Here is a 13,878-nt window from a genome sequence, read left to right on the forward strand (position 1 = left end):
GGCCGATCGGCGGGCGCCATCCGCCGCCGCGCGCGTGGCTTCGGGGTTCCACGCCTCGCGGTCGCCGTCCCAGGGCCCTTCCTCGTCGGCCGCGTCACTCACGCGGGTGCGCGTCGCATCTGCCATCGCGTTATCCGCCCGCGCGGCGGCACTCCCCTGGACACCGGCGGCGCCGAGGGGAGCGGGCCGGACCGGATCGGCGTCCGGGGGTCCGGCGTTCTCCGCGCCCGCCGCAACGATGCCGTTCTCAGCCTGCGGCGCACGGAGATTCGCGCTCTGCCACTCGTCGGCAGTCGTGCCCTGGTCACCGATCGGGTTCGTCTCCGGGGGCCAGGCGGTGCCCGCGTCCACGGTCTCCGCCGAATCCGCGGCCAGCAGGCAGGCCATATCGGTGTCGATGGACGGCATCGGTGGCGATTCGGGGTGCGCCGGGCTCAATTCGGTGGGGGCGGTGTCGAGGACGTCCGCGCGGGCGATGGGGTTCGCGATCGCCGGGCGGACGGGCAGGTCGGAGTCGCGCGGGCGCAGGGCGGTTTTCGCGGCGGCGGCCAGGTCGCCGCAGCCGGCGTAGCGGTCGCCCGGTTGCCAGGCGGTGGCCTTGGCCAGCACCGCGCCGAGGCGGCCGGGCAGGCTCGGATCCGTTGCGGGAATCGGGATCTCGCGCGGCAGGTGGCCGGTGGTGAGCTGGTAGAGCGTGACGGCCAGGGCGTGGACGTCGGCGGGCGGGCCGACGGTGCGCCCCGCGCATTGCTCGGGCGGGGCGTAGGGCTGGGAGAAGGCCCAGCGGCCGGTGGCGGTCTGGGTCTCCTCGGCGGCGAGGCTGCGGGCGATGCCGAAGTCGCCGATCAGGATCCAGTCCGCGCCCGCCGTGCCGGTGGTGCGGAAGATATTGGCGGGCTTGACATCCCGGTGGATGACCTGGTTGGCGTGGGCGTAGTCGAGGGCGGCGGCGACGTCGGCGACCATGCGGACGGCCCGCTCGGGGTCGATGCCGTACGGATTGGCCTCGATGAGGTCGGCCAGGTCGCCGCCGGGAACGTACTGCATGGCCATCCACAGCGTGCCGTCCGCGTCGCCGAAGTCCTTGACGTCCACGATGTTCGGGTGTTGCAGATTGGCCACCAGCTGCGCCTCGCGGCGGAACTGGGCGGTGCCCGCGGTGCCGGTCACCATGGGGGTGAGCAGTTTCAGCGCGACGGGCATGTCCAGGGCCCGATGCCGGGCCAGGTAGACCGTGCCCATCCCGCCCGCGCCGAGCCGGCGCTCGATGACGTATCCGGCGAAGACCGACCCCGCGACCAGCTCGGTTGCGACCACCGTCCGCGCACCTCCTCCCGGAGCCCGCCGATGGGAGGAGGATAACGCCGTCACGCCGGTCCGGCAGCCCATTATCAGGCGGCGGATTCTTCCGGCCCGTGCTCCTCGTCGATGCTCGCCGGATGCCGGGGCAGCGGGACCAGGTCGATCCGCTCGATCAACTCCGGCGGGACGGGGCCGGGGCGGTGCTCGCACCAGCGCCGAATATTGGCCGGGCGGTAGTCTTTTCGCTCCTCGACGGTGGAGGCCACGAAGCTGTCCTGGTCGCCGGGCTGCAGCAGTTTGCGCCAGGAGTCCCAGTAGAAGCGCGGGCTGCTCCAGGTCATGGCCATGCGGGCGAGATTGAGGATCCGGAAGCCGGGGCTCATCGAATCGTGCAGGTGCGGCGCGTCGAACGGGCAGCCACGCAACAAGGTGTCGAGCCGATGGTGGTCGAAGGCCAGGCCCGTGGCCTCGGCTTCGGCGATCATCCAGCGCAGCGTGATGTCGGACAGGCCGCAGTCGGCGTAGCCGCCGCCGATATCGCAGTGCACACCCTCGAACCAGACCTGCTTGACCCGGTCGGGCCGGTCGGCGTAGAGCTCGCGCTGATCGTCGGGGACCTCCCACAGGCAGGGTGAGAAGGCGCGCCGCCGCTCGTCGATGGCCAGCGCCTGCCGCGCGCACAGCACGATGCGCGAGAGCCGCACATCGTGGAAGCGGTGCCGGCGCGCGGTGAGGCCGGGCACGCCCATCGCACCCACGGTGTCGAAGACGCCCAGGAAGTTGATGGTCGGGGTTTCGGGGTGGGAGTTCCGGGCGCGGAACTCGGCCCACTCGGGCGGGTCCGGATCGTCGGCGTGCTTCTTGCGCGTCTTGTAGATCCGCAAGGCCTTGGGGTATTGGCCGCCGATGATGGCCTCGTAGGTCAGGATGCCGAGCCGGTTGATCATCCCCGCCAGGCTGCGGGCGGTGTACGCACCGCGACTGAAGCCGAAGATGTAGATCTCGTCGCCGGGTTCCCAGTTCAGAGCCAGCTGCCAGTAGGCGGCGGACAGATTGGCCTCGAGACCCAGCCCGAAGGCCCCGCCCATGAGCTTGTCGGACATGAACCCGCGCGAGCCGGGTCCGGGGACGTAGTTGATGCGCTGGCCGACGCGATTCCCGTCCTGATCGGTGCCGGTCAGCCGGACCGTCTCGGCGATCTTCACGATATTGGACACCGCCGAGTTCGATTCGGCCTGCCACGTGCCGTCGCAACACACAACGAGTCTTTTCATGAACGCCAGCCTCCCGTTCTGACCGTCCGGTTTCCTGCGTAGCGAACTACTCGAATAATCGCGGCCCCGCCACGCAGCCGTTAACTCCGCCCACGCCCCCACAAATACCCGCACGACGGCTGTTGACACGCCGGGTCCGGCCCCCGATCGGTCATGAATCGTTCCGATCGGCGTGGCACCGTGAGCTGAGCCCACGGGGACGATCGCTCCCGTGTGATCCGAACGGGAGTCGGATCACACGGGGCACCGGGTCAGGTCAGATACCGGTGATCAGGTCAGGTACCGGTAGGCGGGCGAGTTCGGGTCCAGCCGCTGGCCCTGGATCGGCGAGGCCTCCAGCCGCGCGATCAACGGCTGCAGGCAGTCCGGGCTGCCCAGCTCGATGCCGACCAGCGCGGCCCCGGTCTCGCGGTTGTTGCGCTTGACGTACTCGAACAGCGTGATGTCGTCGTCGGGACCGAGCACGTCATCGAGGAAGCGGCGCAGCGCACCGGGCTCCTGTGGGAAGTCCACCAGGAAATAGTGTTTCAGGCCCTGATGCACCAGCGAGCGTTCGATCACCTCGCCATAGCGGGAGATGTCGTTGTTGCCGCCCGAGAGCAGGCACACCACCGTCGAATCCGGCTCGATGTCGAGCTCGCGCAGCGCCGCCACCGACAGCGCGCCCGCGGGCTCGGCCACCACGCCCTCGTTCTGATACAGCTCCAGCATGGCGGTGCAGATCGCGCCCTCGTCCACGTGCATCATGCGGAAAGTGCCCGCGCCGGACTCGGTTTCGGTACTGGTCAGTAAAGGCAGCGAGGCGTGCGAACGAACCAGGCCACCGAAGCGCGACACCGCGGTGTAGGGCACCGCGCCGATCCGGCGCACGGCCGCGCCGTCCACGAACGGATCGATCTCGGGCAGCGTGACCGGGCCGCCCGCCACCAGCGCGGCGGTCATGGACGCCGCGCCCGTGGGCTCGACGCCCAGAATGGCGGTCCGCGGCGAACGTTCGCGCAGATAGGTGCCGACCCCGGCGAGACAGCCGCCGCCGCCCACCGGCACGATCACCAGATCCGGTGCGCGGCCGAGCTGTTCGAGGAATTCGGCGGCGATGGTGCCCTGCCCGGCCGCGGTGCGCGGATCGTCGAAGGGCGGGACCATGGTGGCCCCGGTGCGGGTCGCATCGTCGGCGGCGGCCGCGGCGGCCGCGTCGTAGGTGTCGCCGACCGCGATGAGTTCCACGAATTCCGCGCCGTGCACGCGAATCCGGTCGCGCTTCTGCTTCGGGGTGGTCCGCGGCACGTAGATGCGCCCGCGCACGCCCATCGCCTTGCACGCGAAAGCCACGCCCTGCGCGTGGTTTCCGGCGCTGGCGGTGACCACGCCGGCGGCCTTCTCGCCGTCGGTGAGCTGCGCCATCAGGTTGTAGGCGCCGCGCAGCTTGTAGGACCGGACGGCGGTGAGGTCCTCGCGCTTGAGGTAGACCTCCGCACCGGTCAGCGCCGACAGCCGCGGAATCCGCTGCAGCGGCGTCGGCTCGATAATGTCCGAAATTCGCTTGGCAGCCGCGTCGATCTCGTCCGCCGTCAATTCGGGCAGCGGACCGGACACTTTCTCTGCTACAACAAGCGGATCAGGCACCCGAACATGCTAGCCGGGAGCATGCGCCCGCTTGGAGGCAGCGCCCATTTCGGCGCCGCCTCCGCCGAACGGGGACTCGCTCAGGCCCGCGGGGTGAGGACGAACAGCGGGATCTCGCGGTCGGTCTTGCGCTGATAGGCGTCGTAGTCGGGCCAGACCTCGGCGGCCCGCTTCCACCACAGCGCCTTCTCGTCGCCGGAGACCTCGCGGGCGTCGTAGTCCTTGACCACGTCGCGGTCGCGCAGTTCCACGTGCGGGTCGGCCTTGATGTTCCAGTACCAGACCGGATGTTTGGGCGCGCCGCCCAGCGAGGCGACCACCGCGTACTCGCCGCCGTGCTCGACGCGCATGAGCGGGGTCTTGCGGAGCTTGCCGGACTTGTTGCCGCGGGTGGTCAACAGGATGACCGGGACGCCCTGCAGGGTGTGGCCCTCGGCTCCCCCGGAGGTCTCGTACTTCTCGGCCTGCTCTCGGGCCCAGTCGGACGTGCTGGGTTCGTACTCTCCGTGAAGTGGCATAACTGCGGCAACCGTGCGGGCCCGTGTGTTGTTCCCGACAGAAAGTTTCGGTTGCCCGAACTTTGGTTCGACGTCTACCCTGACCATATGGCAGTGGTTCACCCTACGGACACCGAGCGGGTCGCCTCCCGCGTCGCGGCCGTGGATATCGCCGGGACGGCATGGCCGGTCTTCAAGCTGGAAGCCTTGTTCGCCGGTGTGGTGGTCGCCGTCACCCTCGCCCTGATCACCGGGTCCGCGCAGGCCGCGGTGCTCGGCGCGGCCGTGATCGCGGCCCTGCGGTGGATCGCCGGTTCCGTCCAGCGCTGATCTCGATCCTGGACGCCAGATTTCAAACTGGACGTTCATCCGTGTTGGTCGGCCCATTCATGCGCACTCCCTATTACGTTGATTCGCATGCGGACGTCCCACCTCGGCATTTTCGCGTTGTCCGTCGCCGCCGCACTCACCTGCGCCCGGCCCGCTCACGCCGACATCGTCGCCCTGACCCCTCATGAACGGACCTTCCAGTCCACCTTCGGCAGTTTCACCGTCGGCGCGCGCGACGAGACCGTCAACCGGATCGCGCCGTTGAATCAAGTCGGCACCACACGCGAGGCACTGGCCACCAGTACGGTCTACGCGCGCGTGGACGGGATCGCGGGTGGCCAGATCAAGACCGGCTTCCACGTCGGCTGTTCGGTCACCCTGCCCAACGGCAACCTCGGGGTGATCCCCCAGTGGTACGCGCCCACCGTGAACGTGAGCCAGGTCGATCCCTCAGTGGTCATCATCGGCCCCAATATCGAGGTGCCGTTGAGCGTCAATCTGGCCCCGGGCGAGGTCAAGGACGTCCCCGTGGCCGACAAGGACCTGCTGCCGGGCAAGACGGTGCAGATCGTCGTCCGCGACTTCCATATCGTGGTGAACCAGTGCGCCGGACCGGTCTCGATCCGGCAGTACACCTACGCCTACGCCAAGTCACCCGAAACCGACGACAGCGGCGCGGTTTTCGGCGACCCGACCTGGCTCTGACCCACTCCGAGATCTCGTGTGCCCCTCGCCGATGCGAGGGGCACACGGGGAGTTGGCGGAGGCGGGTCGTCAGCCCGCGAGGCAGCCCGGGCCGAGTAGGGCCTTGAGGTCGCCCATCAGCGCCGAGGACGGGGAGACGCGCAGGTTGTCGGCCACCTTCAGTTTGGTGGTGCGGTCGCGGGAACCGACGTGCTTGATGTGGACGTCGGCGGTGCCGGGGTGGCGCGAGAGCACGCGCTTGAGTTCGCCGATCTTGTCGGGGGTGCACAGGCGGGTGGGGATGACCACCTGCAGCGGCTTGTCCACCCCGATCGACGAAAGATCCGGCACCACAAGGTCGTTGGCGATCAGGGAGACCCGGTCGTCGCGGGCGTTGACGCGGGCCTTCACCAGCACGATGGCGTCCTCGGTGACGTCCATGCCGTAGACCGAGTAGGACTGCGGGAAGAACAGCACCTCGATGCCACCGGTGAGGTCCTCGAGCTGGGCCGAGGCCCAGGGCAGGCCGTTCTTGTTCACGCGGCGGGTGACATTGGCGAAGATGCCGCCGATGGTGACCTGCGCGCCGTCCTTGACGTCGCCTTCGAGGATGGCCGGGATCTGGGTGTCGGACTGGGCCGCGAGCACGTGCTCGACGCCGTTGAGCGGATGCCCGGACACATAGAGGCCCAGCATCTCCCGTTCCAGGGCGAGTTTGTGCTTGGTCTCCCATTCGTCGTCGGGGACCTTCACATTGAAGACGCTGGCGATCGACTCGTCGGCGTCGTCGAGGCCGCCGAAGAGGTCGAACTGGCCGATGGCCTCGGCCTTCTTGGTCGACATGACCGCGTCGATGGCGTCGGAGTGCACCAGCAGCAGGCCCTTGCGCGGATGCCCGAGCGAGTCGAAAGCGCCTGCCTTGATGAGGGATTCGGTGACCTTCTTGGTGCAGGCGATGGCGTCGATCTTGTTGAGGTAGTCGGAGAAGTCGGTGAACTTCGACTTCTCCTTGCGCGCCGCGATGATCGAGGCGACCACGTTCGCGCCCACATTGCGGACCGCGCCCATGCCGAAGCGAATATCGTTGCCCACCGAGGCGAATTCGAGTTCGGACTCGTTGACGTCCGGCGGCAGCACCTGGATGCCCAGGCGGCGGCAGTCGGCCAGGTAGACCGCGGCCTTGTCCTTGTCGTCACCGACGGAGGTGAGCAGACCGGCCATGTACTCGGCGGGGTAGTTGGCCTTGAGGTACGCGGTCCAGAACGACACCAGGCCGTAGCCGGCGGCGTGCGATTTGTTGAACGCGTAACCGGCGAACGGGAGAATCGTGTCCCACAGCGCCTTGATGGCGGGCTTGGTGAAACCGTTCTCCAGCATGCCCTTCTCGAAGCCCTCGAATTCGGCCTCGAGGACTTCGGCCTTCTTCTTACCCATGGCGCGGCGCAGAATGTCGGCTCGGCCGAGGGAGTACCCGGCGACCTTCTGCGCGATCTGCATGATCTGCTCCTGATACACGATCAGGCCGTAGGTATCACGCAGGATGTCCTTTAGCGGCTCTTCCAGTTCGGGATGAATCGGTTTGACCTCTTGCCGCCCGTTCTTGCGGTCGGCGTAGTCGTTGTGCGCGTTCATGCCCATGGGGCCGGGGCGGTAGAGCGCGAGCACGGCGACGATGTCCTCGAAGCCGGTGGGCTGCATACGGCGCAGCAGATCGCGCATGGCGCCACCGTCGAGCTGGAATACACCGAGAGTGTCACCGCGCGCGAGCAATTCGTAGGTGGCGGCGTCTTCCAGCGGAAGCGTATCGAGGTCCAGGTCGATGCCGCGGTTGGCCTTCATGTTCTGCAGGCAGTCACCGATGACCGTGAGGTTGCGCAGACCCAGGAAGTCCATCTTCAGCAGGCCGATGGCCTCACACGACGGGTAGTCCCAGCCGGTGATGATGGCGCCGTCCTGCGCGCGCTTCCACACCGGGATCGCGTCGGTCAGCGGCTCGCTGGACATGATGACGGCACAGGCGTGCACACCGGCGTTGCGGATCAGGCCTTCGAGACCGCGCGCGGTCTCGTAGATCTTGTTGACGTCCGGATTCGTGTTGATGAGCTCACGAACCTCGGCGGCCTCCTTGTACCGCTCGTGCTCGGGATCCATGATGCCCGAGAGCGGAATGTCCTTGGCCATGATCGGCGGCGGCAGCGCCTTCGAGATCTGGTCGGCGATCGCGAAACCCGGCTGGCCGAACTGGACGCGGGCCGAGTCCTTCAGCGCCGCTTTGGTTTTAATCGTACCGAAGGTGATCACCTGGGCGACCCGGTCGCTGCCCCACTTCTCGGTGGCGTAGCGGACCATCTCACCGCGGCGGCGATCGTCGAAGTCGATATCGATATCGGGCATGGACACGCGCTCCGGATTGAGGAAGCGCTCGAACAGCAGACCGTGCGGGATCGGGTCGATGTTCGTGATGCCCATGGCGTAGGCGACCAGCGAGCCGGCCGCCGAACCACGGCCCGGGCCGACATTGATGCCGACCGAGCGGGCGTAGGTGATGAGGTCACCGACGACGAGGAAGTAGGCGGGGAAGCCCATTTCGTTGATGACGCCGAGCTCGTACTTGGCGCGGGTGATGTACTCCTGCGGCGGCCCGCTCGGGAAGCGGCGGTCCAGGCCCTTCATCACCTCGTGCTCGAGCCAGGTGGCCTGGGTGTAGCCCTCGGGCACCGGGAAGATCGGCATGCGGTCGCGGTGCGCCCAGACGTCGTCGTAGGACTGGACGCGCTCGCCGATGAGGACCGTGTTGTCGCAGGCGCCGGGGACTTCGGCGTCCCAGATGGCGCGCATCTCCTCGGCGGACTTGAGGTAGTAGCCCGAGCCGTCGAACTTGAAGCGGGTCGGGTCCGAGAGCGTCTTGCCGGTCTGAATGCACAGCAGCGCTTCGTGATTGCCCGAGTCGTGCTCGTGCACGTAGTGGCAGTCGTTGGTGGCCAGCGGCGGGATGCCCAGCTTCTTGCCGACGTCCAGCAGGCCCTCACGGACCCGGCGTTCGATGGACAGGCCGTGGTCCATGATCTCGAGGAAGAAGTTCTCGGGACCGAAGATCTCCTGCCACTTGGCGGCGGCCTCGAGGGCTTCGCGCTCGTGGCCCAGGCGCAGGCGGGTCTGCACCTCGCCCGACGGGCAGCCGGTGGTGGCGATGATGCCCTCGGCGTGCTCGGCGATGATGTCGGCGTCCATCCGCGCCCACTTGCCGAGCTGGCCTTCGATGGAGGCGAGGCTGGACAGCTTGAACAGGTTGCGCAGACCGGTCGCGTTCTCGGCGACCATGGTCATGTGGGTGTAGGAACCCGAACCGGAGACGTCGTCGCCCTTCTGCGACGGATCGCCCCACAGCACGCGCTTGGTGTTGAACCGGGACTCGGGCGCGATGTAGGCCTCGATGCCGATGATCGGCTTGATGCCCTGCTTCTTGGCGGAGTTGTAGAACTCCGAGGCGCCGTACATATTGCCGTGGTCGGACATGCCGACGGCGGTCATACCGAGCCGGGTCGCCTCTTTGAACAAGGGCGTGATCTTCGCCGCGCCGTCGAGCATCGAGTACTCGGTGTGGTTGTGGAGATGGACGAATGATCCCGGCGAGGCTGACACACGGGCAGTTTATGCGGACCGCCCGACACCCCTCGCAGGCGCGCGGGGTGTCGCCGGGTCGGCCCAGGAAACTGACATGGGCTAACGGCGTGGCGGCTTCCGCGTGTCGTGGCAGAGGTCACCGCGAACCGGTCGCGGCCATCACCGCGCGGATCAGGTTCGGGCCGCGCGGATCAGGCTCGGGCCGCGACCGGTTCGGCTCAGGCGGCGGCGGGCCGGGCGAGGGTAGTGGTGCGGCGCGCCGCGTTGGCGCCCCGCACCGCCAGCGGCAGCACCCATGCCGACGCGATCTGGTCCAGGCTCATGGCGCCGAGGCCGAGCCGGTTGTGGACGAATCCGACCGACAGGCCCAGCCGGGGCTCCGCCCAGCCGAAGGACCCGCCCAATCCGATGTGCCCGAAGCCGGCGCGCGCCCCCGGCACCGGCAGCGAGTGATAACCCATGTGCCACATCATCGGGATGTAGAACAGCGCACGGTCGAGATGATAGGTCTCGACACGCCGCATGGCCGCGATGGTCTCCGGTGACAGGAACCGGCGGCCCTCGTGCATGCCCTCGTTGGCGAGCGCCCCGTACACGGTGGCCAGTCCGGTGGCGGTGCACACGCCGTTGCCCGCGCCCAGTTCGGTGTGCAGGATCGGCGGGTTCTCGCCTTCGAGAAGTTGATCCAGGCCGGGCAGGAACAGCGCCCGCGCCGCCGCCCCGACCGCGCCGGGCAGTGAATACGCGCGACCCAACGCCAGCGAGACGTAATTCGTGCCGACCGCCGACAGCTTGTTGCCGCTCAGCACCGCGGCCCTGGTCGGCGATCCGGCCGGCGGCAGGCCCAGGTGGATGCCCTCCGCGCCCAGCGGTTCGGCGACCTCGGTGCGGAACAGTTCGGCCATCCCGCGCCCGGTGACGGCGCGGGCCAGACCGGCGAGCAGCCAGCCGAAGGTGAGCGCGTGATAGGTCGGGACGCCCAGCAGATGATCGGGTTTCGCCGCGGCCAGATGGTCTTCCATCATGCGGTGGTCGAGCACGTCGTCGAGGCCGCGGGCGATCGCGGGCAGCCCGTACAGTCCGGCGCGATGGGACAGCAACTGCCGCACCGTGATTCGGCCCTTGCCGTTGGCCGCGAATTCCGGCCAGTAGTGGGCGACGGGGGCGTCGTAGTCGATGAGACCGCGGTCGGCGAGCCGGTGGATGACGGTGGCCGAGATGCCCTTGGTGGCGGAGAAGACGATGGCCCCGGTATCGGCGTCCCAGGCCCGGCCCGGCGCGGCCTCGCCGGTCCAGATCCGCACCAGCGGCTCCCCGCGCAGGTGCACCGTGAGCGCGCCGCCCGCCCCTGGGTGACCGCCGACCAAGCGGGCGAACGTGCGGACCAGCGGGCCGAATTCGGCGGCCGCGTAACCGCCCACCGTGGCGGGCAGGCCGGCGGGCCCCGTAGCGTCATTGCTCACGGCTTCCACGGTACGAGTGACCAGTCGGGCCGGGCAATGACGACACCGGGAAGTTATTGCCGTTGGCCCAGTGGTTATTCCGGGTGACCGGGCGGTGACCCCGGCGTTATACGCGCGGGGTTTATCGAGATCAGCGGAGCGCCCGCGCTGGATCGGTAAGCTGGGGCGATGCGAAAGCCGTGGTCGATGGTTGCGGCGGCGCTGGTCGTGATCGCCGCGCTGGTCGCCGGATGTTCGTCGTCGAATCAGGAAAGCGCGCCACCGGCCACCGTGACCGGGGATTGGCGCGGGAATATCGAGGTGCCCGATCATCCGCTGGCGGTGGGGGTCAGTTTCACCGGCGACGGCAAGGCCACCATCGACATTCCGGCGCAGGGGGTGGTGGACGCGCCGTTGAGCGAGGTGAAGACCGGCGCGGATGCCGTGACCTGGACGCTCACCAAGATTCCGGGCAAGCCCGCGTTCCAGGGCGTCTACGACAAGGGCTCGGACAGCATCAAGGGGCAGTTCACCCAGTCCGGGCAGTCGTTCCCGCTGACCCTGACCCACGGCAAGGTCGAGGGGCCGCCGCGGCCGCAGGAACCGAAACCGCCCTACCCGTACAAGTCCGAGGACATCAGCTATCACAGCGGTGACATCACGATCGCGGGGACGCTGACCGAACCGCAGACGGGCGGGCCGTTCCCGGCGGTGATGCTGATCAACGGCAGCGGCGCCAACAACCGCGATGAGGAACTGCTGGGCCACAAGCCATTCCTGCTGCTCGCCGACACCCTCACCCGGGCGGGGTACGCGGTGTTGCGCACCGACAAGCGCGGTGTCGGGCAGACCGGCGGGCGCCTGAACAGTGCCAGCTACAGCGATCTCACCGGCGACATCGCCGCGGGAATGGCCTTCCTGCACGGGCGTTCGGAGATCGACGCCAAGCGGATCGGGCTGCTGGGGCACAGTGAGGGCGGGTATCTCGCGCCGCTCTACGCGCAGCGGCCCGACAGCGGAGTCGCCTTCGTGATCATGATGGCGGGTCCGGCGGTCCCCGGTTCCGAGGTGCTGCTGGAACAGAATCGGCTGATCCTGGCCGCGCAGGGGGCCTCGCCGGAGCGGGTCGACAAGCAGGTCGGGTTCACTTCCACGCTGTCGGCGCTGCTGTGCAAGGGCGATCTGGTGGCCGCCAAGGACTATGTGCGCCAGCACAATGACACCCTCGCCGCGGATGAACGACTCTCCGAGGACGCGATGGACGAGCTGGTGACGCCGTATATGGCGGCCCTGGTCTGTTACGACCCGGCCCCGGCGCTGTCGGCGCTGCGGGTTCCGGTGCTGGCGTTCTACGGTGGCAAGGATCTCCAGGTGCCCGCGGCCCAGAACGCGGGCCCGGCACGAACGCTGCTGGCCGCGGATCCGGACGCGACGGTGACCGTGTTCGACGGTCTCAATCACCTGATGCAGCCCGCGGACAAGGGCACCCCGGACGAGTACGCCCGCATCGAGACCACCATCGACCCGCAGGTGCTGACCACCGTGACCGGCTGGCTGACCCAGCGCTTCCCGCCCGGCCACTGAACTGCCCGCCCGGTTCGCTCGTATCGACCGACAGAGTGGCGTACGAGCGAACCGATTGCGAGAGTGGTGTCGTGGGATTCTACGAAGATCGGGTCGTGCCGCGGCTGGTCGACCTGTGCTGCGGCGCGAAGAACATGAACGGTGAGCGCGAGCGGGTGTGCGCCGGACTGCACGGCCGAGTCGTCGAGATCGGCTTCGGATCCGGGCGCAATGTGCCGTTCTATCCGGAGGCGGTGCAGTCCGTCAGCGCGGTCGAGCCCGCCGACCTCGGCTGGCGCATGGCCGCCGGACGCGTCGCGGCGGCGACGGTTCCGGTGGAGCGCGCCGGCCTGGACGGGCAGTCGCTGCCGTTCGCGGACGACAGTTTCGATTCCGCGCTGTCGACGTGGACGCTGTGCACGATCCCCGATGTCGAGGCCGCGCTCGCCGAGGTGCGCCGGGTGCTGGTGCCCGGCGGCACTTTTCATTTCGTCGAGCACGGACTCGCACCGGATCCGGGTGTCCGGAAATGGCAGCACCGGCTCGATCGCCTCGAGCAGACGGTGGCCGGTGGCTGCCATCTCAACCGCGATATCCCCGGACTGATCGAGGCCGCGGGTTTCCAGATCCGCGATATCGACCGGTACTACCAGCAGGGCCCCAAGCCCTGGGTGGCATTCAATCTGGGCACCGCGGTCGCCCCGTGACGGTTACTCCGCCTGCGGCCAGCCGCCGTAGGGGACGGTGATCAATTCCATGGCGTGGCCGGAGGGATCGAGGAAATAGATGCCCCGGCCGCCGTCATTGTGGTTGATCTGGTTGACGCCCTGCCGGCGCGGATCGGCCCAGTAGGTGAGCCCATACCGCTGGATCTTCTCGTAGGCCGAGTCGAATTCTTCCTCGGACACCAGGAAGGCGTAGTGCTGCGTCGGCGGCTCGCCCTCGAAATCCGGTGGCAGATTGGCGAAGTCGAAGGTGACACCGTTTCCCACGGTGATCGGAATGAACGGTCCCCATTCCTTGCCCACCTCCACCCCGAGAATGTCCGCCCAGAATTCGGCGGAAACGCGGCTGTCCGTGCACGCGACAATGGTGTGGTTGAACTGGATAGTGATAGGAATTCTCCTGTGTTCGTGGCGATCCCGACCCTGGACCGGTACAAGTCGGCCGACAGGAGCACCGCCACTCCCCTTGACGTTAGCCATCGGCAACCGATCTCGCCAGACCCCGCGCCGTATGGGACCGATCACATCGAGATCGCCGCGGCACAGCCCGAACCGGGAACCGCGTCAGCGGGGCGACGGCGCCGAGTACTCCTGTTCCGGGCGGCCGGTACTGCCGTAGCGCAGCTGCATACGCAGGTCGCCGGCGCCGACGAGGGTGGCCAGGTAGCGCTGGGCGGTGGCGCGGGAGATGCCGATGGCGGCGGCGATCTGGGCGGCCTGGATCGGAACCGACGGTGCCCTTCCGGCAAACCACCGAAAATTTCGGCGGCCCAATGGGTGTCGCTCACTTTACCGTGACCAGATTCGGACT

Annotated in this window: 11 protein-coding genes and 1 pseudogene; 4 read left to right on the forward strand and 8 right to left on the reverse strand. The window is 68.2% G+C overall.

Translation table 11 applies throughout. The annotated features are described in order from the left end of the window. The 4 genes from ACWELJ_RS29700 to ACWELJ_RS29715 all read right to left on the reverse strand — a co-directional run. Positions 1-1,317 (reverse strand): serine/threonine-protein kinase (locus ACWELJ_RS29700; RefSeq protein ID WP_452369419.1); only part of this gene is annotated, 1,317 nt, incomplete at its 3' end. 74 nt (positions 1,318-1,391) lie between these two features. Further along, on the reverse strand, positions 1,392-2,576 hold the full coding sequence (locus tag ACWELJ_RS29705) for a DUF2235 domain-containing protein (protein WP_452369420.1): 1,185 nt from the start codon (positions 2,574-2,576) through the stop codon (positions 1,392-1,394). A 270-nt stretch (positions 2,577-2,846) separates the two neighbouring features. Further along, entirely contained in the window at positions 2,847-4,172 is a 1,326-nt protein-coding gene (ilvA, locus tag ACWELJ_RS29710; protein WP_452369421.1) for a threonine ammonia-lyase IlvA, read from the reverse strand. 110 nt (positions 4,173-4,282) lie between these two features. Then, positions 4,283-4,720, reverse strand: a complete 438-nt coding sequence (locus tag ACWELJ_RS29715; protein WP_452369422.1) for a nitroreductase family deazaflavin-dependent oxidoreductase — start codon at positions 4,718-4,720, stop codon at positions 4,283-4,285. Positions 4,721-4,807: 87 nt separating this feature from the next. Here ACWELJ_RS29715 and ACWELJ_RS29720 point away from each other — a divergent pair, with 87 nt between their 5' ends. Both ACWELJ_RS29720 and ACWELJ_RS29725 read left to right on the forward strand, forming a co-directional pair. Further along, the gene (locus ACWELJ_RS29720; RefSeq protein WP_452369423.1) at positions 4,808-5,029 is read left to right on the forward strand and encodes a hypothetical protein; all 222 of its coding nucleotides are present in this window, start codon (positions 4,808-4,810) and stop codon (positions 5,027-5,029) included. Positions 5,030-5,116: 87 nt separating this feature from the next. Next, positions 5,117-5,734, forward strand: a complete 618-nt coding sequence (locus ACWELJ_RS29725; protein ID WP_452369424.1) for an MspA family porin — start codon at positions 5,117-5,119, stop codon at positions 5,732-5,734. A 69-nt stretch (positions 5,735-5,803) separates the two neighbouring features. On the opposite strand, the gene dnaE is transcribed toward ACWELJ_RS29725, so the two are convergent. Further along, positions 5,804-9,355, reverse strand: coding sequence for a DNA polymerase III subunit alpha (dnaE, locus tag ACWELJ_RS29730; protein WP_452369425.1), 3,552 nt, complete (start codon positions 9,353-9,355; stop codon positions 5,804-5,806). 200 nt (positions 9,356-9,555) lie between these two features. Next, a complete protein-coding gene (locus ACWELJ_RS29735; RefSeq protein WP_452369426.1) occupies positions 9,556-10,800 on the reverse strand; it encodes a serine hydrolase domain-containing protein in 1,245 nt (414 codons plus the stop codon). A 168-nt stretch (positions 10,801-10,968) separates the two neighbouring features. On the opposite strand from ACWELJ_RS29735, the gene ACWELJ_RS29740 reads away from it, so the two are divergent. After that, entirely contained in the window at positions 10,969-12,363 is a 1,395-nt protein-coding gene (locus tag ACWELJ_RS29740; protein WP_452369427.1) for an alpha/beta hydrolase family protein, read from the forward strand. 71 nt (positions 12,364-12,434) lie between these two features. After that, positions 12,435-13,049 (forward strand): class I SAM-dependent methyltransferase, encoded by a 615-nt coding sequence (locus tag ACWELJ_RS29745; RefSeq protein WP_452369428.1) that lies wholly within the window; start codon positions 12,435-12,437, stop codon positions 13,047-13,049. 3 nt (positions 13,050-13,052) lie between these two features. Here ACWELJ_RS29745 and ACWELJ_RS29750 read toward each other — a convergent pair whose 3' ends face one another. Together ACWELJ_RS29750 and ACWELJ_RS29755 are read right to left on the reverse strand one after the other, a co-directional pair. Continuing rightward, positions 13,053-13,457, reverse strand: coding sequence for a VOC family protein (locus ACWELJ_RS29750; RefSeq protein WP_452369429.1), 405 nt, complete (start codon positions 13,455-13,457; stop codon positions 13,053-13,055). A gap of 174 nt (positions 13,458-13,631) precedes the next feature. Beyond that, positions 13,632-13,808 (reverse strand): annotated as a pseudogene (locus ACWELJ_RS29755) (helix-turn-helix domain-containing protein); the annotation flags it as partial. Positions 13,809-13,878: the final 70 nt, after the last annotated feature.

It is taken from the genome of Nocardia sp. NPDC004582 (assembly GCF_053602115.1).